Origin of the sequence: Pseudomonas sp. FH1, from assembly GCF_000510895.2 — a bacterium.
GTDB lineage: Bacteria > Pseudomonadota > Gammaproteobacteria > Pseudomonadales > Pseudomonadaceae > Aquipseudomonas > Aquipseudomonas azotoformans_A.
In genome coordinates, this window is the sequence record NZ_AOHM01000064.1 from 51588 (window position 1) to 78157 (window position 26570).

Annotated in this window: 28 protein-coding genes; 6 read left to right on the forward strand and 22 right to left on the reverse strand. The window is 60.5% G+C overall.

Annotation, left to right across the window (positions count from 1 at the left end; genetic code table 11):
* Positions 1 to 2 precede the first annotated feature (2 nt).
* Complete coding sequence (locus H096_RS20610; protein WP_033901237.1) at positions 3 to 1208, reverse strand: acetyl-CoA C-acetyltransferase; 1206 nt, start codon at positions 1206 to 1208, stop codon at positions 3 to 5.
* Between the two features lie 647 nt (positions 1209 to 1855).
* Between H096_RS20610 and H096_RS20615 the strand changes: the two genes are divergently transcribed.
* Positions 1856 to 2662 (forward strand): cytochrome c, encoded by an 807-nt coding sequence (locus H096_RS20615; protein WP_033901310.1) that lies wholly within the window; start codon positions 1856 to 1858, stop codon positions 2660 to 2662.
* A gap of 44 nt (positions 2663 to 2706) precedes the next feature.
* Here the strand turns inward: H096_RS20615 and H096_RS20620 are convergent, their stop codons facing one another.
* From H096_RS20620 to H096_RS20685, 14 genes are all read right to left on the reverse strand, one after another.
* Complete coding sequence (locus H096_RS20620; RefSeq protein ID WP_033901238.1) at positions 2707 to 3510, reverse strand: transglutaminase family protein; 804 nt, start codon at positions 3508 to 3510, stop codon at positions 2707 to 2709.
* Positions 3507 to 4457, reverse strand: a complete 951-nt coding sequence (locus H096_RS20625) for an alpha-E domain-containing protein (protein WP_033901239.1) — start codon at positions 4455 to 4457, stop codon at positions 3507 to 3509. Before H096_RS20625 ends, H096_RS20620 begins: the two co-directional genes overlap by 4 nt.
* 4 nt (positions 4458 to 4461) lie before the next feature.
* Complete coding sequence (locus H096_RS20630) at positions 4462 to 5871, reverse strand: circularly permuted type 2 ATP-grasp protein (RefSeq protein ID WP_033901240.1); 1410 nt, start codon at positions 5869 to 5871, stop codon at positions 4462 to 4464.
* A 415-nt stretch (positions 5872 to 6286) separates the two neighbouring features.
* The gene (locus H096_RS20635; RefSeq protein ID WP_010208429.1) at positions 6287 to 6628 is read right to left on the reverse strand and encodes a ribonuclease E inhibitor RraB; all 342 of its coding nucleotides are present in this window, start codon (positions 6626 to 6628) and stop codon (positions 6287 to 6289) included.
* A 212-nt stretch (positions 6629 to 6840) separates the two neighbouring features.
* Entirely contained in the window at positions 6841 to 7077 is a 237-nt protein-coding gene (locus H096_RS20640; RefSeq protein WP_025999984.1) for a hypothetical protein, read from the reverse strand.
* A gap of 103 nt (positions 7078 to 7180) precedes the next feature.
* Positions 7181 to 7786: an START domain-containing protein gene (locus tag H096_RS20645; RefSeq protein WP_033901241.1), complete on the reverse strand. Its 606-nt coding sequence runs from the start codon at positions 7784 to 7786 to the stop codon at positions 7181 to 7183.
* Between the two features lie 54 nt (positions 7787 to 7840).
* On the reverse strand, positions 7841 to 8095 hold the full coding sequence (locus H096_RS20650) for a YkgJ family cysteine cluster protein (RefSeq protein ID WP_016979374.1): 255 nt from the start codon (positions 8093 to 8095) through the stop codon (positions 7841 to 7843).
* Positions 8096 to 8257: 162 nt separating this feature from the next.
* The gene (locus H096_RS20655; RefSeq protein ID WP_033901242.1) at positions 8258 to 8743 is read right to left on the reverse strand and encodes a hypothetical protein; all 486 of its coding nucleotides are present in this window, start codon (positions 8741 to 8743) and stop codon (positions 8258 to 8260) included.
* 104 nt (positions 8744 to 8847) lie between these two features.
* Positions 8848 to 10287 (reverse strand): PLP-dependent aminotransferase family protein, encoded by a 1440-nt coding sequence (locus H096_RS20660; RefSeq protein WP_015885400.1) that lies wholly within the window; start codon positions 10285 to 10287, stop codon positions 8848 to 8850.
* Between the two features lie 192 nt (positions 10288 to 10479).
* On the reverse strand, positions 10480 to 11295 hold the full coding sequence (locus H096_RS20665; protein WP_033901243.1) for an OmpA family protein: 816 nt from the start codon (positions 11293 to 11295) through the stop codon (positions 10480 to 10482).
* Positions 11292 to 11654, reverse strand: coding sequence for a DUF4398 domain-containing protein (locus tag H096_RS20670; RefSeq protein ID WP_033901244.1), 363 nt, complete (start codon positions 11652 to 11654; stop codon positions 11292 to 11294). The genes H096_RS20665 and H096_RS20670 overlap by 4 nt, the downstream gene beginning before the upstream one ends.
* 9 nt (positions 11655 to 11663) lie before the next feature.
* A complete protein-coding gene (locus tag H096_RS20675) occupies positions 11664 to 12479 on the reverse strand; it encodes a transporter substrate-binding domain-containing protein (protein ID WP_033901245.1) in 816 nt (271 codons plus the stop codon).
* A gap of 70 nt (positions 12480 to 12549) precedes the next feature.
* A complete protein-coding gene (locus tag H096_RS20680; protein WP_016980004.1) occupies positions 12550 to 13479 on the reverse strand; it encodes an FAD-binding protein in 930 nt (309 codons plus the stop codon).
* 2 nt (positions 13480 to 13481) lie between these two features.
* On the reverse strand, positions 13482 to 14231 hold the full coding sequence (locus tag H096_RS20685) for an electron transfer flavoprotein subunit beta/FixA family protein (RefSeq protein ID WP_033901246.1): 750 nt from the start codon (positions 14229 to 14231) through the stop codon (positions 13482 to 13484).
* Positions 14232 to 14737: 506 nt separating this feature from the next.
* On the opposite strand from H096_RS20685, the gene H096_RS20690 reads away from it, so the two are divergent.
* A complete protein-coding gene (locus H096_RS20690) occupies positions 14738 to 16402 on the forward strand; it encodes an electron transfer flavoprotein-ubiquinone oxidoreductase (RefSeq protein WP_016980002.1) in 1665 nt (554 codons plus the stop codon).
* 42 nt (positions 16403 to 16444) lie between these two features.
* Here H096_RS20690 and H096_RS20695 read toward each other — a convergent pair whose 3' ends face one another.
* Entirely contained in the window at positions 16445 to 17338 is an 894-nt protein-coding gene (locus H096_RS20695) for an AraC family transcriptional regulator (protein ID WP_033901247.1), read from the reverse strand.
* 181 nt (positions 17339 to 17519) lie between these two features.
* Here H096_RS20695 and H096_RS20700 point away from each other — a divergent pair, with 181 nt between their 5' ends.
* Positions 17520 to 18572, forward strand: coding sequence for an NAD(P)-dependent alcohol dehydrogenase (locus H096_RS20700; protein ID WP_033901248.1), 1053 nt, complete (start codon positions 17520 to 17522; stop codon positions 18570 to 18572).
* Here the strand turns inward: H096_RS20700 and H096_RS20705 are convergent, their stop codons facing one another.
* The 6 genes from H096_RS20705 to H096_RS20730 form a co-directional block, all read right to left on the reverse strand.
* Positions 18573 to 19376 carry an IclR family transcriptional regulator gene (locus tag H096_RS20705; protein WP_016979999.1) on the reverse strand — a complete coding sequence of 268 codons (804 nt, stop codon included), beginning with the start codon at positions 19374 to 19376 and terminating at the stop codon, positions 18573 to 18575.
* A gap of 46 nt (positions 19377 to 19422) precedes the next feature.
* On the reverse strand, positions 19423 to 20388 hold the full coding sequence (gene araH, locus H096_RS20710; RefSeq protein ID WP_028617559.1) for an L-arabinose ABC transporter permease AraH: 966 nt from the start codon (positions 20386 to 20388) through the stop codon (positions 19423 to 19425).
* Between the two features lie 17 nt (positions 20389 to 20405).
* Complete coding sequence (gene araG, locus H096_RS20715) at positions 20406 to 21905, reverse strand: L-arabinose ABC transporter ATP-binding protein AraG (protein ID WP_033901249.1); 1500 nt, start codon at positions 21903 to 21905, stop codon at positions 20406 to 20408.
* On the reverse strand, positions 21902 to 22882 hold the full coding sequence (locus H096_RS20720; protein WP_033901250.1) for a substrate-binding domain-containing protein: 981 nt from the start codon (positions 22880 to 22882) through the stop codon (positions 21902 to 21904). The genes araG and H096_RS20720 overlap by 4 nt, the downstream gene beginning before the upstream one ends.
* A 32-nt stretch (positions 22883 to 22914) precedes the next feature.
* Positions 22915 to 23736 (reverse strand): SDR family oxidoreductase, encoded by an 822-nt coding sequence (locus tag H096_RS20725; protein ID WP_033901251.1) that lies wholly within the window; start codon positions 23734 to 23736, stop codon positions 22915 to 22917.
* A gap of 157 nt (positions 23737 to 23893) precedes the next feature.
* Positions 23894 to 24373 (reverse strand): GNAT family N-acetyltransferase, encoded by a 480-nt coding sequence (locus H096_RS20730; RefSeq protein ID WP_010208407.1) that lies wholly within the window; start codon positions 24371 to 24373, stop codon positions 23894 to 23896.
* Positions 24374 to 24557: 184 nt separating this feature from the next.
* Here H096_RS20730 and H096_RS20735 point away from each other — a divergent pair, with 184 nt between their 5' ends.
* From H096_RS20735 to H096_RS20745, 3 genes are all read left to right on the forward strand, one after another.
* Positions 24558 to 25748, forward strand: a complete 1191-nt coding sequence (locus H096_RS20735) for an MFS transporter (protein WP_033901252.1) — start codon at positions 24558 to 24560, stop codon at positions 25746 to 25748.
* Between the two features lie 85 nt (positions 25749 to 25833).
* Complete coding sequence (locus tag H096_RS20740) at positions 25834 to 26166, forward strand: hypothetical protein (protein ID WP_033901253.1); 333 nt, start codon at positions 25834 to 25836, stop codon at positions 26164 to 26166.
* Positions 26167 to 26217: 51 nt separating this feature from the next.
* A complete protein-coding gene (locus tag H096_RS20745; protein WP_033901254.1) occupies positions 26218 to 26481 on the forward strand; it encodes a hypothetical protein in 264 nt (87 codons plus the stop codon).
* The last annotated feature ends 89 nt before the right edge of the window (positions 26482 to 26570 follow it).

Genomic DNA, 26570 nt, shown 5'->3' on the forward strand with positions numbered 1-26570 from the left:
GCTCAGAGGCGTTCGATAATGGTGGCGATGCCCATGCCACCGCCGACACACAGGGTGGCCAGGCCGTAGCGCTGCTGGCGCACTTCCAGTTCGTCGAGCAAGGTGCCGAGGATGGCGCAACCGGTGGCGCCCAGCGGATGGCCCATGGCGATGGAGCCGCCATTCACGTTGACTCGCGCCGCGTCGATGCCCATGTCCTTGATGAACTTGAGCACCACGGAGGCGAAGGCTTCGTTGACTTCGAACAGGTCGATGTCTTCAACGCGCAACCCGGCCTTGGCCAGGGCCTTGCGCGTCGCGGGCGCGGGGCCGGTGAGCATGATGGTCGGGTCAGTACTGGTGACCGCCGTGGCGACGATACGCGCACGGGGTTGCAGGCCCAGCTCGCGGCCCTTGGCCTCAGAGCCGATCAACATCAACGCGGCACCATCGACGATGCCGGAGCTGTTGCCCGGTGTGTGCACATGGTGAATGCGCTCCACATGGCTGTAGACCCGCAGCGCGGTGGCGTCGAAGCCCATCTGCCCCATCATTTCGAAGCTGGGCTTGAGCTTGCCCAAGCCTTCCAGGGTCGAGTCGCCACGGATGAACTCGTCATGGTCCAGCAGCACAATGCCGTTCTGGTCCTGCACCGCGATCAGCGATTTATTGAAGGACCCGTCCGCCCGCGCCCTCGCCGCTTTCTGTTGGGAATGTAGGGCGAAAGTGTCGACGTCTTCACGGGTGAACCCTTCCAGGGTGGCAATCAGGTCCGCGCCGATACCCTGTGGGGTGAAGTGGCTGTGCATATTGGTCTGCGGATCGAGTACCCAGGCGCCACCGTCACTGCCCATGGGCACACGGGACATGGACTCAACGCCACCGACCACCACCAGGTCTTCGAAGCCGGAACGCACTTTCATCGCACCCAAATTGACGGCTTCCAGGCCCGACGCGCAGAAACGGTTGATCTGCACACCGGCGACGCTGATGTCCCAGTCCGCCACCAAAGCAGCGGTCTTGGCGATGTCGGCGCCCTGGTCGCCTATCGGGGTTACGCAGCCGAGCACGATGTCGTCTACGTGGTGGGTGTCGAGGTCGCTGCGCCGGGTCAGCGCCGTGAGCAGGCCGGCCACCAGGTTCACCGGCTTGACGCTGTGCAGGGCACCATCCGCCTTGCCTTTGCCACGGGGCGTGCGTATCGCATCAAAGATCAAAGCTTGGGTCATGACGTCCTCGAACCGCTGTGCATGTGTGCCTCTACCTTAGGCCCGATTGACACGGTTTCAATGACGGATGCGCTCATTGCTTTTGACCCCCTCGCTCGGACGAACGGTAGTCTCCTAAGCTAATAGCCGGGTTAATCGTTTTAGCTGTCTAGCCAAGGCATTGGCGCCAAGATGGCGATATGCCTCATGCCTTTTTAAGCTGAAATATTCATGAGCTGATATGAAATGAGTCTAAGCCACGAAGAACGAGGGCTCTAAGGTTGAATCAGTAGGAAGCCACTGCCGGGTTTTGCTGGAGCGGCTGTAAGAAAAGCGACACGTCATCTCGCCATACTGAAATAAAACCGGCACGCATTTGACGCTCAGGAATAACAACAAAAGGCAGTCAGCCATGTTCAAACATTCGAAAGTACGTCAGGCGGGACTCATTCTGTTCGCCACCACACTGATTCTGATCTTGCCCAACTTGACCAAGGTCATTGGGTGACCCCTCAACGCCCACATTCCGTGCCTTCACAGCACCGGGTTTGCAGCTTTTGGCAGCACCTGCCGGGACATTGCGCATAGCGGTCCTGCAGGGGCTGTCTTTTTGCGCGCCGATTTCCGGTATCGTGAGCGCCATCGCCACCTTACACCGGGCCTGCCTCTTGAAATCGATCTTCGCCCTCCTCGCCTTGCTGATCGCGCTTCCCGCTTCGGCAGCACAATTGACCATCGAACTCGACCATACTCACAAGACGTGGCAGACCGCTGATCTGCTCAAGCACCCGCAGGCGCAAACGGTGCAGATTGTCGATGACGTTTCCTACAAGCGCACCATGAGTTATCGCGCAGTGCCCTTGGCCGCGCTCCTACCGGGGCTGAAACCTGAAAGCCACTTACAGGCCGTTGCCCTGGATGGTTTCGCTGCCGAACTCACTGCTGCGCCGCTGCTGGAAACCCACGGATCACGCGCCTGGCTGGCGGTGGAAGATCCTGCCCAGCCATGGCCTGCGCTGGCGGAAGGCAAACCGAGTGCGGGGCCGTTCTACCTGGTGTGGACCGACCCGCAAGCCGGGCACATCAGCCCTGAGCAGTGGCCGTTCCAGATCTCCGGGATCAAACAGTTGAAGACGGTTGCAGAGCGCTTTCCCGCACTTTTGCCGGACCCAAAGCTGGCAGCCAATGACCCGATCAACCAAGGCTTTGTGCTGTTCCAGAAAAACTGCATGGCTTGCCATCGCCTCAATGGCGCCGGCGATGCGCAGGTGGGGCCGGATTTGAACATTCCGTATAACCCCACCGAGTATTTCGGTGGTGATTTCCTCAAGCGCTATATCCGTGACCCGCAAAGCTTGCGGCATTGGCCGCAGGCGAAGATGCCAGCGTTTGCTGCCAGTGTATTGCCGGACGGCGAGCTGGATTTGTTGGTGGGGTATTTGAAGCATATGGCGGGGCGTAAGCAGCAACCTTAAACATCGGGTGAGGAACCCTTGTGGCGAGCGGGCTCGCCACAAGGTCATTGCTGCTGGACGGAGATCACCGGCGTCGGCGCCACAAACACCTTGGCATGCATCTGCTCATGCCCACCGCCCCGCCGCATCCCACGCACCGGGCAGGCATCCAGGTAATCCAACCCCACTGCTAGCTTCAAATGCCGCTCCGGCCGCGCAAGCTGGTTGGTCACATCAAAGCTGTACCACGCGTCATCCAGCCAGGCTTCAGCCCAGGCGTGGCTGGCCAGGTGCGTGCTGTCCTCCGAGTACAAATACCCCGACACATACCGCGCTGGAATCCCCAGGCTGCGCGCGCATGCCAGGAACGCGTGGGTGTGGTCCTGGCACACGCCCGCACGGCCGGCGAAAGCCTGGGCGGCGCAGGTGTCGACTTCGGTGGCGCCGGGCGTGTAGACCATCGCCTGGTTGAGCGCGTGCATCAGGTCGATCAACGCGGTGCGGTCACGACGGTGATGGCATTGCTGGTCGGCAAAGCCGCGCAAGGCTTCGTCAGGTTCGGTCAGGCGGGTGCACCGCAGGAACGGGAACGCCGATTGGTGCTCATGTTCGGCCTCGCGCAACTCGTCGATGTCCACCTGGCCACGGGCGCCGATGATGATGGCGTCGTGGGGTTCATCCAGGGTCAGCACATGCAGGATGTTGCCGAACGGGTCCACTTGGGCGCGAACCGGACGCGGCAGGTCGAGTTGCCAACTGAGTACGTGCTGGCGTTCGCTGTCGTGGGGCGTCAGGCGCAGGTACTGGATGCTGGCACGGACCTGGTCTTCGTAGTGGTAGGTGGTTTCGTGGCTGATGGAGAGTCTCATGCCGCCTCCAGGTAGGAACTGTAGATGGCGTCGCCCAACTGGCGGACCAAGGGGATAAAGTCGGTCAGCCAGGCGTGCAGGCCTTCCTCGAGGATTTCATCGATGGCGGTGAAACGCAGGCGCGCGTCCATCTCGGCGGCCAGGCGCTGGGCCGGTCTACCGTTGAGGCCCGGCAGGCTGGCGAGGATCTGGTCGATCTCTTCGCTGCAGGCACGCAATGAGCGCGGCACATCGGCGCGCAACAGCAGCAACTCCGCCACTTGCCGCGCGCCGGGGGCATCGCGGTAAATCTCGGTGTAGGCCTCAAACGACGACAACGCACGCAACAAGGCGCTCCACTGATAGTAGGCGTGGGCGGTGCCATCGGTGACCGCTTCGGCGCGATCGCCGGCCATCTCATAGCGGGCGTCCAGCAAGCGCAGTGTGTTGTCGGCACGCTCGATAAAAGTGCCCAGGCGAATGAAGCGAAATGCATCGTTACGCATGATGGTGCCGTAGGTGGCGCCGCGAAACAGATGGGAACGCTCTTTGACCCACTCACAGAACCGGCTCATGCCATAACGGCTCAAGCCCTGCTGGGCAATGTCGCGAATATCCAGCCAGGTGGCGTTGATGTTTTCCCACATGTCGGCGGTAATTCGCCCACGCACCGCATGAGCGCTGGCCCGCGCAGCGCCGAGACAACTGTAGATGCTGGCCGGGTTGGCGGCATCCAGTGCAAAGAAGTGCAACAGACGTTCTGCGTGCAGTTCGCCGTGGCGTTCGAGGTAATCCTCCAGGGTGCCGGTGATCAACAGCGGCATGGCCAGTTCGTGCAGGCCATCGCCGCGCCCGTCCTGGGGCATCAGCGACAGCGAATAACTGACATCGAGCATGCGTGCGAGGTTTTCCGCACGTTCCAGGTAGCGCGACATCCAGTACAGATCTGAAGCAGTTCGACTCAACATGGCATCAGTCCTCCACCACCCAGGTGTCTTTGGTGCCGCCACCCTGGGACGAATTGACCACCAGCGAGCCCTCACGCAACGCCACGCGGGTCAAGCCGCCGGGGACCACACGGGTTTCCTTGCCGGATAACACGAACGGACGCAGATCGATATGACGCGGCGCAATGCCGTTTTCGACAAAGGTCGGGCAGGTGGATAAACACAGGGTCGGTTGGGCGATATAGGCGTGGGGCTTGGCCTTGATCCGGGCGCGGAAGGCTTCGATTTCCGCCGCAGTGGACGCTGGGCCCACCAGCATGCCGTAGCCGCCGGAGCCTTGGGTTTCCTTCACCACCAGGTCCGGCAGGTTGGCCAGCACGTGGGACAATTCGTCGGGCTTACGGCACTGGAAGGTAGGAACATTCTTCAGGATCGGCTCTTCGTCCAGGTAAAAACGGATCATCTCGGTGACGAAGGGGTACACCGACTTGTCATCCGCCACGCCGGTGCCGATGGCATTGGCCAATACCACATTGCCAGAGCGATAAGCCGCGAGCAGTCCCGGCACGCCGAGCATGGATTCGGGGTTGAAGGCCAACGGGTCGAGGAACGCGTCATCCAGACGACGGTAGATCACATCCACGGCCTTGGGCCCGTCAGTGGTGCGCATGAAGACGCGGTCATCACGCACGAACAGGTCGGCGCCCTCCACCAGTTCCACGCCCATTTCACGGGCCAGGAACGCATGCTCGAAGAACGCACTGTTGAAGCGACCTGGCGTCAATACAACCACGCTGGGGTTATCCAGGGGGCTGGAGCTTTTCAAGGTGTCGAGCAGCAAGTTGGGATAGTGATCGATAGGTGCGATTCGCTGGGCGGCGAACAGCTCGGGGAACAGGCGCATCATCATCTTGCGGTCTTCGAGCATGTAGCTGACGCCGCTCGGCGTACGCAGGTTGTCTTCCAGCACGTAGTACGTGCCGTCACCGTCGCGTACGAGGTCGACGCCGGAGAAGTGGGAATAGAGGTCGCGGTGCAGGTCCAGCCCCTGCATCGCCAACTGGTATTGCTCGTTGGCCAGCACCTGTTCAGCGGGGATGATTCCGGCCTTGATGATGCGTTGTTCGTGGTACAGGTCGGCGAGAAACATGTTCAGCGCCTTGACCCGCTGAATACAGCCGCGCTCGACAATCCGCCATTCGCTGGCAGGGATACTGCGCGGGATGGTATCGAAGGGAATCAACCGCTCCGTACCCTGCTCGTCCCCGTAAAGCGTGAAGGTGATCCCGGCACGGTGAAACAGCAAATCGGCTTCCCGCCGGCGCTGAGCCAGCAATTCAGCAGGGGTTTCGGCCAACCAACGGGCGAACTCGCGGTAATGAGGCCGGACCTGGCCTGCCCCATCGTACATTTCATCGTAATAAGTGCGGATCATGCCGAACTCCTTGTCACCCGGGCGCTAGAACCATCGCAAGGCCCGTGCCAGCGGCATAAACACTTAAAAATCAGTGAGTTGAATTAAAACCAGAATCCAGTCGCACCGTCCTGGTGCGCAGAATGCCCGGTGCATCGCCCGACGCTTCATCGCAATGCGGGCTTTGACTATCAACAGCATAGTCAGAGTTGATTTCACTGCCCGGCCAAGCCTGCGGATAATCGGCCCCATCTGCTGAACAGGACTCGTCCTACAGTTTCAGCGAACCGCTCTTCCCTTTAAGCCACCCTCTTGGGTGGCCTTTTTTTTGGTGCGCAAAAATCGCGCGCAAGTTCCGAATATTTTCCCACGGCACAAACAAAATCGGCCGACCCAAAGGTCAGCCGATACGCTGTGTTTCTCATACTTCAAGCTGCTACATGGGTAACCCACGCACCTCCTGCTTCACGCCCCATCCCTCGATGATCCCGCCCAGCGGCTCGACCACAGCCCCAAAGTCTTGCTCGAAGTCGCCAATGCCGTCGTAGGTAGCGGACATGATCTTGCTCAGCTCCAGGTACCAGGCGCCATCGTCGCGCGCACTGACCTGGGCATTCAGGGATTCCCCACGAAACTCACCCGCAGCCCGGCGCGCACGTTCCTCATCCGGGAAAATGGCGTAGAACTCGATGGGGTGGAAACGCGAGAAGTCGAAACCGCCTTCTTTCATGCGGCGCAGAACGTTGGTGCTGATGTCTTCTTGATAGGCTGTGCTCATGAAAAGTGCTCCTCGAATTGATGGATAGACTTTCCGTGCTTCCCGAAGCCCACGCCTTACTGGCGTGGGAACTACGGCAACAACATCACCGCTGGAAAACAAGCATGTAGCTGACAAGACCAGAACTAGCGATTCATTCGCTGATCTCACTTGCAGAGTAGCGCGAAGCTATCACCTCCACCAGAGGTGCTTGAAGGGTGGACAGGGAATGTTCAGGCGGCGGGAGAGATGTCGAGGATCTGGATACTGTTCTGGTCTTTGAGGATCTTGACCGTAGGCTCGGGCTTGCGGCCCTCAAGGTCATTGAGGTCCAACTCGGCGGCAACGGGCACCAGCTTGTTGCGAATCATGTGTGCCGCATCTTCGAGGCTGGGCTTCTGCTCGCAGGTGAACTGCTCGACGGACTTCACGCCGTGATCATCAACGAAGGTAATCTGCCACTTTTGCATCGGTGCCTCCTCGATAAAACCCGTGTGTGGGCTTACCTCTATCTGGACCTTGGGGGCTCGGCAAACGTTCCACCCAAGGTAGGAGACACCTGATCAGCTGCGCTTACTTCTCAGCGTGTTCTTTCAAGGCTTTCAAGGTGTTGAACGGCGCGTCCACCACGAACTTGTTGGCCAGCCACGAGGGCACGCTGCCGCCTGGCTCGGTGTGAACCTGGTAGGTGACTTCGGTCTGGTTGTCGCCCTTAGGCACCAGTTTCCAGAAGCCGTCGACCTGGGCGACACGTACGTAGCCTTTTTCTTCCGGCTTGTAGGTCGGCACGCCTTCCAGCTTACGGGTCAACGTGCCGTCGGCCGCCTTGGTGGTGGTGATGTGCAGGTAGGAATCACGATCCGTCACAGGGAACGGGGCTTTGAATTGGGTGTAGGTCCAGCTCTCGTCGCCTTTTTTGTCGACAAGCTTCTGGGACTTGCACTCGTGGATCCAGGCACAGGCACCGGCGACGTCTTCCTGGAGTGCGACGATTTTGGCTACTGGCGCCTTGATCACGGTCACACCGCGATACGCCTTGTATTTGGAGCCGGCAATTTCGCTCAGGGACACCTTGATACCGTCTTCGTCCTTGGCGACTTGCCAATCCTCAGCCTGGGCAGTGGCAGCAAACAACACCGTAAACCCGCACACCACAGCCATTCGTTTCAGCGAACCCATTGTTGTATTCCTTATTGTCGAAGTTCCGAAAAAAAGTTCCGATAGTAAAGCCCATCAAGCCGCCGTCATCTGCTCCCACCAGCCGATCAAGCGGATCGCATCGGCCTGGTCGGTGCCGCAGACCTCGAGATCCGCCTTGAAATCACTGCACACTGCCGGTCGCTCCGGTTGGCCGAAAATCTGGCATAGCAGTTCGACCGACAGGTGCACACAGCGAACGCCCGCCGGTTTGCCCTGTGGCATTCCGGGTAATGGCGAACTGATGGAGGGGGCGATGCAGCATGCGCCACAGCCTTCACGGCAATTCATGACCAGCAGGTCCTCGACGACTCAATGTGGATGGCCGGGCTAGAGTACGCCCTAAAACAGCCGTTTTAAAATGGTCTAACAGGAGTTTTTCGCAGAAAACAAAAGTGACTGACCAGTCTCCGACACATGGTCGGCGGTCGACGTCACCTTTGTGGGAAAAGTTTACTGCTTGAATTCGAATTCCAACGCCGCGCCTTCCACTTCGCGCCGTTCTTCGTTGCGCAATTGCAGCTTCATTTCATTGCTGAGCAAGCGGCCATTGATCTGGAAGGCGCTGTTGTCGGTGGGCTTCTCGCCGAACATCGGCGGCAACAGGGGCACGCTTTTGGGTTTGGGCATGGTGCCGATAGGCTGCAAGTGCCTGACCATGTCCGACGGCAGCGACAGGTCTAACTGTGCCGGTGGCAATTGCGTCTGCGTCACTTCGCGGGACGCCTTGGACTTACTGGCCGCACGTTTCTTGGCGGCGGCGGTGGTTTTTTTCACCGTTGGCGCTTGTTTTACGGGGGCTGGCTTTTTCGCGGGGGTCTTCTGCTCGGTACTGGCGGCGGGCTTCGTTTCGCTCACAGGGGCTGCCGCCAGCGCTGTGCCGACGTTGCACAGGCTTAACAAGCCAATCACCAAAACCGCGCGAACAATCGAAGTCATATTGCCTACAGCATTAACGGCAGAGGGCCATATGCTCGCTTGTTGTGCGCGGCATGACAAGCGCGGTGATTAGCGTGCTATAGGATTTGTCCCCGTTCTGAGCGTCACAGTCCGGCTGCCGTCTCCTGGCACAACTGACTCGCCAGCATCCCCAAAGTCATGAGCGCACGCTCTGCCTCGCGGTTCCACGGCGTACCGCAGTTGAGGCGAATACAGTGGTTGAACTGTTCGGTATTACTGAAAATCAGCCCCGGCGCGATGCTGATGCCCTGTTGCAGTGCGCGCACGTGCAGTTCCTGGGTATTGACCCGTCCGGGCAAACTGACCCACAGGATGAAACCGCCGGTCGGACGCGTCATCTGTGTGCCTTCCGGGAAATATTGCTGCACGGCCAGTTGGAAGGCGCTGAGGTTCTTGCGGTACTCCTGACGGATGTAACGCAGGTGGCGATCGTAGCCGCCGTTCTCCAGGTACGCGGCGACGCCCATCTGCGTGACGCTGCACGCGGAGTGGGTGCTGAACATCTGCAAGCGCTGGATTTCCTGCTGGTACTTGCCGGCGATCATCCAGCCGATGCGCACGCCGGGGGACAGCGTCTTGGAAAAACTGGAGCAATAGATCACCCGATCCAGGCGGTCATAGGCCTTCAGGGCCTTGGTGCGGCCCAGTTCGAACATCAGCTCGCCGTAGATATCGTCCTCGACAATCTGGATATCGAAGTCCGACGCCAGGCGCAGCAACTGTTTCTGCCGTTCTTCAGGCATGGTGCCGCCCAGCGGGTTACTCAGGCGCGTGGTTAACACCAACGCCTTGATCGACCATTGGTTGGCCGCCAGTTGCAGGGCTTCCAGGCTCATGCCGGTGGACGGATCGCTGGGGATCTCGATGACTTTAAGGCCCAACAGGTCGGCCAGTTGCAGCAAGCCGTAATAGGTCGGTGACTCTGCGGCAATCAGGTCGCCCGGCCGCGTCAGCACGCGCAGCGACATCTGCAACGCATCGACGCAACCGTGGGTGATCACCACTTCGGAAGGGTCCACCACCACGCCCGCATCGCGCATGCGGATCGCCACCTGACGGCGCAGCGGTTCGAAACCGGGGCTGAACATGTAACTGAATGCCCGTGGGCTCTGGAAGCGCGTGACCTTGGCCAGTTGCTGATGTAGCGCACGTACTGGCAAGTAGTCCACGCTCGGCACGGCGGCGCCCAGTGGGAACACGCCTTCACGGCGCGACTCGCCCAATACCTGCTGGATGATGCTGCTGCGGGTGACCAAGCCCGGGCGTTCGACCCGGGCGATGTCCGGCGTCGGCGCGGTGAGTGCTGGCGTCTGGTGCACGTAATAGCCGGACTGCGGCCGCGCCCGGATCAGGCCCTGGTCTTCCAGGTTGGCGTAGGCCTGCAACACCGTGGCGTGGCTCACGTTCAACTGCGAGCTCATCTTGCGCACCGAAGGCACGCGCTCGCCCGGTTGATAGACACCGCGGCGGATATCCTCAGCCAGTTGCTGGGCGATACGTTGGTAAAGCAACAGATTGGTCATGACGCAGCACTCGATTTCACGGGTATTTTATTTTTGTGTGAAACATACCGGCACAGTTTAGAAGTGTACGGGGACAGTTGCCACAATAGTCGAGCGCGCGTTGGAGTGACAGCAAAAACTGTAAGGGTTGGGTCATGGAGTTACAGGCAACAAAAACCCGGGATAAACCCGGGCTGATGGGAGAAGGCAGGTTTATCGAGCGGCGCCCAATTGACCTTTCTCATCCGAGAACACAATTTCCACCCGACGGTTCTGCGCCCGGCCCCGCTCGGAGGCGTTGGCTTCGACAGGATACTGGTCGCCGTAGCCTTCGACCTGGATGCGTTTTTCGTCGATCCCCAGGTCGACCAGCACATCCGCCACCGACTGCGCGCGGTCACGCGACAGTTTGAGGTTTTCGCGTTCGCCACCGGTGTTGTCGGCATAACCCTCGATGCGCACCACGCGCTTAGGGTTGAGTTGCAGGAACTGTACGATTTTCAGCACCGTGCGGTTGGCTGAGTTTTTCAGCTCTGCTTCACCGGTATCGAACAGCACATCGCCCAGGGTCATCACCAGGCCGCGATCGGTCTGGGTAGTGGCCAGGCTGGCGATCTGTTCTTCCAGCCACTTGCCCTGTTGCTGCACACTGGTCAGCTTGTTTTCACGCAGGGCCAATTGCAGGCGCTGACGCTCCAGTTCGAGCTTGACGCGGCGTTCTTCGTTCAGCCCCTGCTCGGTGTGTTCGCGAGCAATCGCACTGTAGCGCTGGCTCAGGTAGGCGTAATGCACCACGTCGGCGCCGCTGCCCCAGTAGCTGGACAAACGGTCGGCACGGGCCAGGGATTCACCGGCGCGGATCACGTCCTTGGGCGCAAAGCGCAGCACGTTGGCGTCTTCCTTGACTTGCTGGAAGTCGTTACCTGCCTGCTGCAAGGCCTGCTCGCTGTCGGGATGGCTGGCGCAACCGCCCAACACGGCGGTGCCCAACAGCACCGCACAGCTCAAACTACGGATCATCGGGCTCATTGGGCTTCCCCCAACTGCAATTGCTTGCGCAGGCGGGTAATACGGCTGTTGAGCACGTTCAGTTGTTCCTGGCTCTTGCGCGTCAGCACCTTGGCTTCGGCCAGGCGTGCGTCCAGCTCGGATTGCTCGAAACGCATACGGGCATTTTTGTAGGATTGGTCGGCCATGCTCGACTTGGCCCGGGCGAACTTGGCTTCGGCCAGTTTCAATTCGGGCGATTCATCCGCGTTGGCCCCCACGGCACTGGCTTGCTCCAGGGCTTGCTGGGTGAGGCGCATTTGTTCATTCGGCGCAGGATCGGCTGCACATCCCGCCAGAGCGACAACGGCGAGGGCCGCGAAAAGAGGTCGAAGAGTCACTGAAAATCCCTACTTTGTTGGGGTGCCGACGGGTTGCTGCAATTGCGCTTTCCAGCGCTCCAGATTGCTCTGCAACGCAGCTTGCGCCACACCGGACGCGGGCAATTCTGTCATCTTTTTGGCCAGCTGTCCGCGTAGCCACGGATCATTGCAGGCCGAGTTGTGGGAAATCGCCAGGTACAGGCCCGGCTGGTCGATTGGGATATCGCGGGCCATCAGGTCGTTGCTCATGCCCAGGGTCTGCGCCATGGCCATGCCGGAATAACGCCCGGCCAGCACGTAGTCGACTTCACCCAGCAGCAGCTTCTGGAACGCCGGCGTCAGCGACGGCAGGCGTTGCAGGCTCAGTTGCTCACCGGCGAAGGTTTCGAAGGCCGCGCTCAAACGCGCACGTTCCGACACCGCGCCTTTGTGCCCGTGCAGGTCGGCGGCTGTGGCATAGGCCAGCGCCGAGTCCTTGCGCGTCCACACCAGGTAGTCGAGTTGCACCAAGGCTGGGTGGATGTAATCGAGGGTTTCCAGCTCACCCAGGTTCAGCGGTGCGTCGGCGAGGATGTCCATGCGCCCGCTGCGCACTTCCTCCAGGGCCAGGGAGCGCTTGCCACCGTAGAGCAGGTCGATTTTCAAGCCGAGGTCCTTGCCCACTTGTTGCAACACATCGGCGGTGGCGCCGATCAGGTGCGTGGGGTCTTGCGGGTCGCGCCAGAGCAACGGCGGCGCATCCGGGCTGCCGGTGATCACCAGGCGATCGCATTTGCCGGCGGCCAGCGACAGCGTCGGCAGCAATGTGAGGCCCAGCAGTACCGCCCAAGGGCGCAATTCCATGGCGTGTGTCTCCAAGTCAAAAAAAAGCCCGGTCACAAGGACCGGGCTCTTTATAAGTGAAGCCGCTGGTTTAGACCAGCTTCTCCAGCTCAGGTACAGCTTCGAACAAGTCCGCCACTAGGCCGTAATCAGCCACCTGGAAGATTGGTGCTTCTTCGTCCTTGTTGATCGCAACGATCACTTTGGAGTCTTTCATACCGGCCAAGTGCTGGATCGCGCCGGAGATACCGACGGCGATGTACAGCTGTGGCGCAACGATCTTGCCGGTCTGGCCGACCTGCATATCGTTGGGTACGAAACCTGCGTCGACGGCCGCGCGGGAAGCGCCGACCGCAGCGCCCAGCTTGTCGGCCAGGGCGTACAGGTGCTTGAAGTTGTCACCGTTCTGCATGCCACGCCCGCCGGACACGACGATCTTGGCAGCGGTCAGCTCAGGACGATCCGACTTGGCCAGCTCTTCGCCAACAAAGCTGGAAGTGCCAGCGTCGTGGGCAGCCGCGACGGCTTCAACGGCAGCCGAACCACCTTCGGCGGCAACCGGGTCGAAACCGGTGGCACGCACGGTGATGACTTTGACCGAAGCGTTGGACTGTACGGTAGCGATGGCGTTACCGGCGTAGATCGGGCGCTTGAAGGTGTCGGCGCTTTCAACCGAGATGATCTCGGAGATCTGGTCAACGTCCAGCTGCGCGGCAACGCGTGGCAGGATGTTTTTGCCGTTGGAGGTAGCGGCAGCCAGGATGTGGCTGTAGCCAGCGCCCAGCTCTGCAACCAGAGGGGCAACGTTTTCCGGCAGTTGGTGAGCGTACGCGGCGTTGTCGGCCAGCAGCACCTTGCTCACACCAGCGATTTTCGCAGCGGCCTCAGCCACGGCGCCAGCGCCCTGACCTGCAACCAGCACGTGGATATCACCACCGATTTTCGCAGCGGCAGCCACGGTGTTCAGGGTGGCCGGGGCCACTACCTTGTTGTCGTGTTCAGCGATTACCAAGATAGTCATGATCAGATTACCTTCGCTTCGTTTTTCAGTTTCTCGACCAGTTCGGCCACCGACTTGACCTTGATGCCCGCGCTGCGTGCAGCCGGTGCTTCAACCTTGATGGTCTTGTTGGTGGAGGCGGTGGAAACGCCCAAAGCTTCAGGAGTGACCGACTCAAGCGGCTTCTTCTTGGCTTTCATGATGTTTGGCAGGGACGCGTAGCGCGGCTCGTTCAAACGCAGGTCGGTGGTGACGATGGCCGGCAGTTTCAGGGAAACGGTCTGCGCGCCGCCGTCGATTTCACGGGTCACAGCCACGCTGTCGCCGCTCACTTCGACTTTGGAGGCGAAGGTGCCCTGGCCGTAACCGGTCAGCGCAGCCAGCATCTGGCCAGTCTGGTTGTTGTCGCTGTCGATGGCCTGTTTGCCGAGGATCACCAGTTGAGGCTGTTCCTTGTCGACAACGGCTTTGAGCAGCTTGGCAACGGCCAGGGAGGTCAGGTCTTCAGCGGACTCGACCAGGATAGCGCGGTCGGCACCCAGTGCCAGGGCGGTACGCAGCTGCTCTTGAGCAGTGGTAGGGCCGATGGAAACCACGACGATTTCAGTCGCCACGCCTTTCTCTTTCAGGCGGACGGCTTCTTCCACAGCGATTTCGCAGAAAGGGTTCATCGACATCTTGACGTTAGCAAGGTCGACGCCGGAATTGTCCGCCTTGACGCGAACTTTCACGTTGTAATCGACAACGCGTTTGACAGCTACAAGAACCTTCATGGATTCCTCGTTACTCTCCGGTGAAAAGAAAGTCGCCTAGGCGAACCTGGCGGTTGATGCTCATCGGCACACAAGGGCACCTCCAAAAACGCAGGCGGTGACCTTGCTCACGGGAAATGATGACCGTTCGTCAGTGGTGACTGAGAGGTCATTCTTTATCGCAGCGTGTAAACTGCGCGCCAGTGTCTGGACGCGCGCCACCTGTCTTGCTTTTGGACGTGCTCTTGAAACCTGCAGTCTGCCTACGGTTAGCGCAAAACCGACCGTATATTGACCGGAACACCTATTCTGGTCAATACGGCAAAATAGCCAGTCATAAGCCGCACCACTTTGATTTACCTAGCCTGCGGGCAATTCAAACGAACGTTTGTATTGGACGCTAGCAGTGGTGTAGATATAATGCGCCACCTAGAGAGAAAGGTGGGTCTTGCCGTTGCCGCAAGACGACACCGAACCTCCACCCATTAGAAAAAAAAGCCTGTTGAGCCTTGAGTAGGAGATAGCCTGTGGAACGCGAATACATGGAATTCGACGTGGTCATCGTCGGCGCTGGCCCGGCGGGACTGTCTGCCGCCTGCCGACTGAAGCAGAAGGCCGCCGAAGCCGGTAAGGAAATCAGCGTCTGCGTGGTCGAGAAAGGCTCCGAAGTCGGCGCGCATATCCTCTCCGGTGCCGTGTTCGAACCCCGCGCCCTGAACGAACTGTTCCCGGACTGGAAAGAACTCGGCGCCCCGCTCAACACCCCGGTGGTGCGCGACGACATCTATGTACTGCGCAGCCCCGAAGCCTCCACCAAGGTACCTGACTTCTTTGTGCCCAAGACCATGCACAACGAAGGCAACTACATCATCTCCCTGGGCAACCTGTGCCGCTGGCTGGCCCAGCAGGCCGAGAACCTGGGCGTGGAAGTCTACCCAGGCTTCGCTGCCCAGGAAGCGCTGTTCGACGAAAACGGCGTAGTGCGCGGGATCATCACCGGCGACCTCGGCGTCGACCGTGAAGGCAACCCGAAAGAAGGCGTCTACACCCCAGGCATGGAACTGCGCGGCAAGTACACACTGTTCGCCGAAGGTTGCCGTGGCCACATCGGCAAGCAACTGATCCAGCGCTTCAACCTGGACAGCGACGCCGACGCCCAGCACTACGGCATCGGTCTGAAGGAAATCTGGGAAATCGACCCCGCCAAGCACCAACCTGGCCTGGTGGTGCACACCGCCGGTTGGCCGCTCGACATCATGAGCGCCGAAAACACCGGCGGCTCGTTCCTTTATCACCTGGAAAACAACCAGGTAGTCGTTGGCCTGATCGTCGACCTGTCCTACAGCAACACGTTTTTGTCGCCGTTCGATGAGTTCCAGCGCCTCAAGCACCACCCGGTGCTGGCCCAGTACCTGGAAGGCGGCAAGCGCATCAGCTATGGCGCCCGCGCCATCTGCAAAGGCGGCCTGAACTCGCTGCCGAAGATGGTCTTCAAAGGTGGCGCATTGATCGGTTGCGACCTCGGCACCCTGAACTTCGCCAAGATCAAGGGCAGCCACACCGCGATGAAGTCTGGCATGCTCGCCGCCGACGCCGTGGCCGACCGCCTGTTCGCCGAATCCGAAGGCGGTGATGAACTGACCGCTTACGTCGACAGCTTCAAATCCAGCTGGCTCTACGAAGAACTGTTCGCCAGCCGCAACTTCGGCCCGGCAATGCACAAGTTCGGCCCGATCATCGGCGCCGGCTTCAACTGGTTCGACCAGAACATCCTGGGCGGCAAGATGCCGTTCACCCTGCACGACACCAAGCCGGACTACGCCTGCCTCAAGTTGGCCAAGGACAGCAAGAAGATCGACTACCCGAAACCCGACGGCAAGCTGAGCTTCGACAAGCTGAGTTCGGTGTTCCTCTCCAGCACCAACCATGAAGAAGAGCAACCGTGCCACCTGAAGCTGAAAGACCCGAGCATCCCGATCGGCACCAACCTGCCGCTCTACGATGAACCGGCGCAGCGCTACTGCCCGGCTGGCGTGTATGAAGTGATCACCAAGGAAGACGGCGAGAAACGCTTCCAGATCAACGCCCAGAACTGCGTGCACTGCAAGACCTGTGACATCAAGGACCCTTCGCAGAACATCACCTGGGTCACGCCGGAAGGCGCGGGTGGGCCGACTTACCCGAACATGTAAGCCCGCTGCTTGAACAAAAAGGCTCCCGAATGGGGGCCTTTTTTATGCGGCGCGCTCTTCGCCGGGATTGCGCAGGAAGTAGCGTTTATATTCCCGGCTGAACTGCGACGTACTCTGATACCCCACGCTATGCGCCGCCTGCGCCACACCCATGCCGTCCACCAGCAACAATTGCTGGGCCTTGAGCAACCGCAAACGCTTCAGGTACTGCACCGGCGACAACAACGTACAGCGCTTGAAATGCTCATGAAACGTCGACGCACTCATGTGCGCGTACCCCGCCAGTGTCTCGATATTCAGCGGCTCGGCGTAATGGGCATGCAAGTGATTCAACGACGTGGCGATCCGCGAAAACTGCCCCTGCTGTTCCACCAACGCCCGCAACACATCCGCCTGCGGCCCGCGCAATGCGGTGAACAACACTTCCCTGACCCTCGCCGGGCCCATGATCCGACTTTCCAGTGGATCGTGCAGGCATTGCAGTAACCGTTCTACGGCGCCGCGCATCGCGTCATCGAGCATTACCGAACTCATCGACTCCAGCGTCTGCGCCGTCGGTGGCGGCCCGGCCTGAATGCCCATGGCCATGACCAGTTCCCCCAGCACCACGCGGTCAATGCCCACCGTGACGCCGTACAACGGCGCATAGGACGCCATGGCAAACGTCTCGCATTCGAACGGCACCGGCATCGCCTGGATCAGGTAATGCCCGGCACCATACTCCAGCGTACGCGGGCCCAGGTAGGCGACTTTGCTGCCCTGGGCCACGAACATCAGGCTGGGTTCATAGATCTGCGGCCCACGCGCCACGTCGCAACTGGCGCGCAGCACTTGCACGCCAGGCAGGTTCGTCGGGGAAAAACCGTCGCAGGGCGTAAGCCCCTCAATCAAGGCCACCAGTGTGGCGTTGGCGTCGAGATGGCGGGTGAGCAGCATGGCAAAAAACTTCGCGAAAAGGGGATGAGAACATCATCGCAGGTCTGGCGTCACAAGGATCCAAACACGGGGCACTCCCGGACGAATAGGCATGAGACTCGGAGCAATCGCCATGGCCGCATCAGGACCCGGCGCGGAGAATGCGCCACCTCACCTGTCATTGCTTTTGCGAGGTTTCCCCATGTACACCGCCATCGGTTACGCCGCCCAGTCGGCCACCACTCCCCTCGCCCCCATGTCGTTCCAGCGCCGCAGCCCGCGCGTCGATGACGTGGCCATCGAGATCCTGTACTGCGGCGTCTGCCACTCCGACATCCACCAGGCGCGCAACGAGTGGGGCATCGCCGTGTACCCACTGATGCCCGGCCACGAGATCGTCGGCAAGGTCACCGCCATTGGCGCCAACGTCACCGCGCACAAAGTCGGTGACCTGGTGGGCGTGGGCTGCATGGTCGATTCGTGCCGTCACTGCGACGCGTGCCAAGCGGACCTGGAGCAATACTGCCTCGAAGGCCCGACCATGACCTACGCCACCCCGGACCGCGTCGATGGCAGCAACACCATGGGCGGCTACTCCAACAGCATCGTGGTCAGCGAACATTTCGTGGTGAAGATCCCGGCCAAGCTTGACCTGGCCAGCGCCGCGCCAATCCTCTGCGCCGGCATCACCACCTACTCGCCGCTCAAGCACTACGGCGTGAAGGCCGGCGATAAAGTCGGCGTGCTGGGCATGGGCGGCCTCGGCCATATGGGCATCAAGTTTGCCAAGGCCATGGGCGCGGAAGTGACCTTGTTCACCCGCTCGGCAAGCAAGGCCGAAGAAGGTCGTCGCCAGGGCGCCGATCACGTGATCGTGTCCACCGACGAAGCCCAGATGAAAGCCGCCGCCGGCAGCTTCGACTTCCTGCTGGACACCATCCCCGTGCAGCACGACCTGAACCCCTACCTCGACGTGCTGCGCTTTGACGGCGTGCACATCCTGGTCGGCCTGATCGAGCCGGTGGACCCGCCCGTCAACGCCGCCAAGCTGGTGCTGGGCCGCAAAGTGCTGGCCGGTTCGTTGATCGGTGGTATTGCAGAAACCCAGGAAGTCCTGGATTTCTGCGCCGAGCACGGCATCACCTGCGACATCGAAATGCTCGACATCCGCCACATCAACGAAGCCTACAGCCGCATGATCGCCGGCGACGTGAAGTACCGCTTTGTCATCGACATGGCGACGTTGAAGGCCTGATCAGGCCTTCGCGCCCAACTCCGCCGACAGCCGGGCTGCGACCTGTTTGACCACAGGAATCAGCTCGGCCATTTTCTCCAGCGGCATGTAGGGCACGGTACTGGCGATGCTGATGCCGGCGACGATGCGCCGGCTGGCATCGCGCACCGGAGCGGCCACGCAACGGATCGACGGTTCGTTGTCTTCCAGGTCGAACGCATAACCGCCCACCACGTATTCATGCATGCGCTGCTCGAACTGTGCCCAGGACTGCTCCGGGTGCTGCGGCCATTGCAGGCTTTTCCCACCCGCCGGCAAGCTGACTTCGTACAGGCGCTGCCACTCTGCGACCGTGTCATCTAGCAGCAACGCCTTGCCGATCCCGGTGCGCGCCAGCGGCATGCGATGGCCGACCCGTGAGCGCATTTCCGGACCGTTGCGGCCGGGGTTCTTGTGCAGGTACAACACGTCGTCGTATTCGCGGATGGCCAAGTGGATGGTGTCGCCGGTCAGCGCCGACAATTCATCCAGATAGGGGATCGCCAGAGTCACCAGCGGCAGCTCTTCCCGCGCCTGGAAACCCAGCTCGATCAACTTCGGCCCCAGCAGGTAACCGACCTGTGGCACCACCCGCAGGTAACGCTCTTCCACCAGGCAACTGGCCAGGCGGTGGGTGGTGCTGCGGGTGGTGCCGATGCGCTTGGCGATCTCTTTCAGATCCCGCGCACCGGCCGCCACCGCTTGCACCACGCCCAGGCCACGCAGCAGGGTCTGGGTGCCGGTGGGGGCGGCGTCTTTGACGGGGGTGTGGGCGTTTTCCTGCATATCGGGCCTATGTGGTGGTACGAAAACGGCGAGCATTATGACCCAATCAGCGCTGCTTCATGCGGTCGATGATGACGGCCAATAGCAGGATCGAACCGCGGATCACATACTGGTAAAAGGTGTCGATGTTCTTCAGGTTCATCGCATTCTCGATGATCGCCAAAATCAGCACCCCGGCAATCACATGACGGATCATGCCGATGCCGCCGCTCAGCGACACGCCGCCCAAGACGCACGCCGAGATCACGGTCAGCTCAAAGCCCTGGCCAATCATCGGCTGGCCTGAGGTCATGCGCGAGGCGAGGATCACCCCGGCCAGGGCGCCGATCAAGCCGTGCACGGCAAAGATGATGATCTTGGTGCGATCAACATTTACGCCAGCCAGCAACGCCGCTTCCTGGTTACCGCCGATGGCCATGGTGTTGCGCCCGTAGGTGGTGTAGTTGAGCAGCCAGCCAAAAAACACAAAGCACAGCACAGTGATGATGATCGGCACCGGCACGCCCATCAGTTGGCCGTTGCCGAACACGAAGAAGCCTTCGTCCATCACGCCGACGGCCTTGCCGTTGGAGAAGATGTACGCCAGTCCACGCACGATCTGCATGGTCGCCAAGGTCGCGATCAATGCGTTGATACGCAGCTTGGCGATGACGATGCCGTTGATCAGCCCCACCACCAGGCCCATGGCCAACGCAGCGGACACGCCGAGCACCACACTGTCGGTGTCGCGGATCACAATGCCCGCGACCACACCGGCACAGGCAATCACCGAGCCCACCGACAAGTCGAAGTGCCCCGACGCCAGGCAGAACAGCATGGTGCACGCCGCAATGCCCACGGTGGAAATCGCCAGGCCGAGCCCGCGCATATTCAACGGTGAAAGGAAGTTATCGATAAACAACGCACTGAGCACAAAAATGCTCAACGCGGCGAGCAACATCACCCAGTCATCGAGGAACTTTCGCTGGTTGAAACCCGGCCAGAAGCCCTTTGCAGTTTTTACCTCAGACATCATTCACCTCGAATTCTTCAAGCCCGCGAACGCGGGAGAGCCAGTTGCAGCAGCCGAGCCTCGTCCGCTTGGTCTCGGGTCAGTTCGCCGGTCAGGGCGCCTTCGCTCATCACCAGAATGCGGTCGCTGATGCCCATCACTTCCATCAGGTCGCTGGACACCACGATCACCGCAATACCGCTGGCGGCCAGGTTGTGGATGATCTGGTAGATCTCCGACTTGGCGCCGATGTCGATGCCACGGGTCGGTTCGTCCAACAGCAGCACCTTCATCGGCATCGACAGCCAGCGACCGAGAATGGCCTTTTGCTGGTTGCCGCCGGAGAGGTACATGATTTTCTGTTCGGCGTTGGGCGTCTTGACCTTCATCGCCTTGATCTGCCGATCGGCGTTGGCCGTTTCCCAGCCGTCGCGCAGCAGCCAGCCGAAGGTGGAATGGGCGCCCCGCGCGCTGATGTTGATGTTCTCGGCCACGCTGGACAGCGGAATGATGCCCTCCTTCTTGCGGTCTTCCGGGCACAGCAGCACGCCGGCTGCGATGGCGTCACGGGGTGACTGCAAGCGCAGCGTTTGCCCGCAGAGTGCCAGACTGCCAGCGGTGCTGCGGGTCAACCCGCTGAGCAGCCGAAACAGCTCCGTGCGCCCTGCCCCGACCAGTCCGAACAGGCCGAGAATCTCGCCCTTGTGCACCTGCAGATTGACCGGCTCACGCAGGCCTGGGCCAAGCAAGCCGTCGACCTTCAGCGCGACATTGCCCTGTTCCCGTGGCCGGTAATCGTAGATGTCCTGGATATCGCGACCGACCATGCACGTCACCAACTGGTCATGGGTCAACGCTTTCATGTCGTCGAAAGTGCGCACATAACGGCCATCCTTGAACACCGTCACCGCGTTGCAGATGCGGAACACCTCTTCCATACGGTGCGACACATAGAGCACGACTTTGCCCTCATCGCGCAGGCGCGTGATGATCGCCATCAAGCGGTCGATCTCCCGCGCCGACAAGCTGCTGGTGGGTTCGTCGAAGGCAATCACATGGGCGCCACGGGACAACGCCTTGGCGATTTCCACCAGCTGGCGCTGACCGAGGGACAGTCGACCGAGCTTTTCGTCCGGGTCGATTTCATCGGCCAGGCCCTTGAGACATGCCAGGGCCTGCTTGCGTAACTGGCTGCGGTTGACCACCCCGAAGCGCGTCGGCAAATGCCCAAGGAACAGGTTCTCGGCCACGGTCATTTCCGGCACCAGGTGCAGCTCCTGGTGGATCACCGCCACGCCGCTGGCAATGCTGTCGGCGGCGGACTTGAAGTCCATGGTCTGCTCGCCGATCTGCAGTGTTCCGCTGCTCGGCAGGTAGGCGCCGCCGAGGATCTTCAGCAGCGTTGACTTGCCCGCGCCGTTCTCGCCCATCAGCGCATGCACCTCGCGCGGCCGCGCTTCAAAGCTGATCTGCGCCAGGGCTTTCACACCGGGAAATTCCTTGCCGATGCCGTTGAAACGCAGGGCCGCGCCGGTCATTTCCACAGCCCGATTTTGCTCAACTCTTCCTTGAAGTTGGCGCGGGTGATCAGGGTCACGTTGTCCAACGCGGTGAACTTGGCAGGCTCGGTGCCCTTGGTGACCCACTCGAACATGGCGCTGGCGGTTTTGTAGCCGGAGGCGTCAGGGCTCAGCAGCATTGAGCCGTAGAAGCCGGTGTCGGTTTTCTTCAGCTCTTCAATCGCATCGGTGCCGTTGATGCCGACGCCGATCACGTTCGCCGCCTTGAAACCGGCGCTTTCGGTGGCGCGCACACCGCCCAGTACGGTGCTGTCGTTCATGCCACCAATGATCAGGTTTTTCGCGCCGCTGGGCAGTTTCACCAGGGCCGAGTTGGTGGCGTCCATGCTGCCAGGCACGTCGAGGGTTTTCTGCGCGCTGAACAGGATGTGATCGGCGGGCAAGCCGGCAGCCTTGAGGCCTTCGACCGAACCGTCGGTGCGTTTCTTGCCGGTCTCCAGCTCATCGAAGGTGTTGATGACGGCGTAGGTTTCCTTCCAATCCCAGTTGCGATGCTTGGCTTCGGCAGCCATGGCTTCGCCTTGTTTCTGGCCGATTTTGTAGGCATCCAGGCCGACGTAAGGCACGTCTTCCATGGGCTTGCCCTTGGCGTCGACGAAACGATCGTCCACCGCCAGCACCTTGAGGTTATTGAGCTTGGCCTTGGCCATGATCGCCGGGCCGAGGGACACATCCGGCGGGCAGATCACGAAGCCCTTGGCGCCGTTGGCGGCGAGGGTGTCGATGGCCGACAAGGTTTTTTCACCGTCCGGCACGGCAATCTTGATCACGGTGAAACCTTGGTCCTTGCCGGCTTTTTCGGCGAAGGCCCATTCGGTCTGGAACCAGGGTTCCTCCGCTTGCTTGACCAGGAAGCCGATCTTCACTTCTTCGGCGAGCGCCACGCTGCTGAACGCCATTGCCAGCGCCAGGGTGCCTAGAGTCTTCTTGAACATGGACCACCTCCTTCTTGTTATTGGAAAACGCTTTAGTCGTGGTACATCACAGAACGCCCGCCATCGATCATCAGGCAGGTTGCGTTGATAAAAGGGGCCTCGTCAGTCGCCAGGAACAGTGCCGACATCGCCACCTCCACCGGCTGGCCGATGCGCTTGGGCGGGTGCAGGTCGAACGCGCGCTGACGCTCGGCGTGGGGGTCGGGGAACCCATTCCAGTAGTCGACGTTGAGCTGGGTTTCGATGTAGCCCGGCGCGATGGCGTTCACGCGGATGCCTTTGGGCGCGTATTCGATGCCGAGGGCGCGGGTCAGGCCAAGCAGGCCGTGCTTGGCCACGGGATAGGGAAAGCAGCCGGGGATGATGTGGCTGGAATGGGTGGACGCAATGTTGATGATGTTGCCGATGCCCTGCTCGATCATGTGCGGCAACACCGCGCGGCAGCCGAACCAGGCACCGTCGAGGTCGATGGCGAAGCAGCGGCGCCAGTCTTCGTCGGTCATTTCCAGCGGGTCGCGGAACACATTGACCCCGGCGCAGTTGACCAGCACATCCACCCGGCCGAAGCGCTCGATGGCCAGGTTGACCAGCGCTTGCCATTGGTCTTTTGAGGTGATGTCGACGGCTTGCGCGTAGATCTCAGCGCCGCGTTCGCGCCAGTGGGCGGCGACCTTCTCGACCTTTTCGCCCTGGATATCCGCGATGATCAACCGCGCCTGCTGCGCCTGGAAACACGCGACGATCGCCTCGCCAATGCCTTGGGCGGCGCCGGTGATGATCACCACTTTGCCTTTGAGCCGGTCGCCGTAGGTGGGCTCGGGCACGGCGGGGAGTGACAAGGGTTGTGCCTGCATCGCTTCACCTGTTTTATTTTTGGTAGTGAGTGCTGATGCAGCCGACTATAAACCCATCATTTGAAATATCTCAATATATAAATTTGCGTCCCATATAGTGAGCATAAAAACAAAAAAACCGGCGAATCGTCGCCGGTTATTTGTAGGGCCTTCTCCATCAGCCGAGGGCGAAGTCGCGCAGTGCGTCGCCTTCCATGCGATAGCGCACCCACTCTTCCTGGGGCTGGGCGCCGATGGATTTGTAGAAGGCAATCGCCGGTTCGTTCCAGTCCAGCACACTCCACTCGAAGCGCCCGCAACCGTTATCAAAGGCGATCTTCGCCAAGTGGCGCAGCAGCTTCTTGCCCGCCCCGCCACCGCGCTGTTCCGGGTTGATGTAAAGGTCTTCCAGATACAGGCAGTTGCTGCCCAACCAGGTGGAATAGCTGAAGAAGAACACTGCAAAACCAATCGGCAAGCCGTCGCGCAAGCAGATCAGGCCATGGGCGGTGGCGCCCTCGCTGAACAGGCTGCGCTCGATGTCCACCACGCTGGCGATCACTTCGTGCCGGGCCTTCTCGTACTCGGCAAGCTCGGTGATAAACGTCAGGATCTGCGCAGCATCGCTGGGCACGGCGGGGCGAATCTCGATGGTCATGGGCGAGCCTTGGCAATTTCAAAGCACACATACTAAGGCGCTTTCGTGACGGATTGCAGTGCAATTTCACCACGTGCCCTTACTCCGCCCACAGGTAACGCTGGCACCAGCAACCCCACAACAATCGGCCAAGCGGTGCATGGTAAAACGTCCGGCATAACGCCAATGACTTCCAGGCCATCCCATGCATTCCAAATCTGCAGTGAGCACGCCGTTGTTCGCCCTGTTTTGCCTTGCCAGTTTTCTATTGTCGCTGTCTTACGGCTCGACCTTTCTGTTGTCGTTGCTGATTCATACGCGCGGCGGCAACGAGCACGATGCAGGCAGTGTGATCTCCATGGCAATGCTCAGCACCTTTGTGGCCGTGGTGGTCTCCGGGCATCTGGCCGATGCGCTGGGCGCGGCGCGGGCGATTGCGGGAATGGGCCTGCTGTTGGTGGTGGCGTGCCTGGGTTTTGCACTGATGCCTGGGTTCGGCCAGGGCTTGATGGGGTTTGGCCTCGCTCTGGGCCTCGGTTGGGGGGTGTTCTATACCTTGGGGCCGATCATCGTGGCCCTGCTGGTAGAACCGCAACAGCGGGCGAAGTACTTTGCGTTGTTGTCCGGCAGCATGATGAGCGGGATCGGTGCCGGCCCCTTGCTCGGCCGCGCGGCGAGCGCGTTGGGGCTGCCGCTGACCAGCGCGTTCTACATCGCGGCCTGCGCCAGCCTTGTCGGTGTGGTGATGTTCTGGCGACTGGGTGCTCATCTCAAGCAAGACGCAGCAGTGGCAAAAATCTCCTGGCGTGCCACCCGCCAGGTGCTGTCATCGAAGGCTGTGTTCGCGATCATCATGGTCGGCCTGGGCGGTTGTGTGTTCGGCGGGTTGTCCTCGTTCCAGACCAGCTATGCAGCGGCGCATTCCCTGGACTATTCGCTATTTTTCGTGGGTTTCCTGAGCGCAGCGATTACCAGCCGTTTGTTGATTGCCGGGCTTGTCGTCAAGCGGGATGCCTATCGCTCGGCGTGCGTATTGTCGGGGCTGATGCTGGTGTCGGTGTTGATGTTCGGCTTCACGGTGTCGGGGACCTTCAGCTACCTGCTCGCGGCCATCACCCTGGGCGTGGGTTATGGGCTGACGTACTCGGTGATCAACGGACTGGTGGCCAATGAAGCGCCCGTCGGCACCACGTCCCAGGCGTTGCTGCTGTTCAGCCTCGGGTACTTCGTCGGGGTGTTCGGTTTCCCGCTGCTGGCCGGGCGGATCATCGTCGAATATGGCCTGCAATCGCTGCTGCTGAGTGTGACGGCAGTGGCGTTGATCAATTGGTTGATCAGCGTCGCCAGGCTGGTCTGGCGACGGGTCTCGGCACACAAAATCTTACAGGTGAGCTAAGACCGTTCGTCGCCATCAAGGCACGAACACCAAGGCCGGGCTGACCAATAGAGGGTAAGGACATTAATCATATGGAGACACCCTCATGAAAAATTCCAAGTTTGCTGCCCTCGCCCTCACGGGCCTGTTGTCTGCTGCGTCGCTGAGCACCTTTGCCGCCAGCTCGACCACCGGGCCAACCGATCCAACGCCGAATGCCACCACTGAGTCGCAGAAATCCATGGGTACCGGCATGGACACCAACGGTGGCGCGGTCATCCAGCCCGGCGCCGATCCGCGCACCCAGGGCAATGACACCCAGCGCCAAGCGCCGGCTGCCGTCGGTAACGGTAAAATGGGGCCGGCCATCAACCAGCCCAACATCAACAAGGGCGATGACTCCAACGTCCCAGGTGCTCCGAAACAACCTGCGCCTTGATCCATCGAACGCAAGACGAACACCCGATCATTTCCCAGTGAAGAGGTACGCATGAACGTCGATAGAAACCTTGAGAAAGAAGTCCTCACCCGCCTGCTGCACGCCCATCCGCAAGGACTGGGCAAGGAGGTGCTGGATAACTACCGCGGCGAAAAAGAGGTGGCCAGTGTCTTGGCGTTCCTGCAGGACCGTGGGTTGATCAAGGATGGGCATGTGACCACTGACGCGGCCGGTGAGTACGCGTTGAATCTGCCGATCAAGCTGACGGCGTCGGGGGTGGATGAGGCGCGTAAGTTGGAATCTGAAACGCTCTAGCAGCCCTCATACAAAACTAAATGTGGGAGCGGGCTTGCTCGCGAATGCGGTGGATCAGTGGCAAATCTTTGCCTGACACTCCGCCTTCG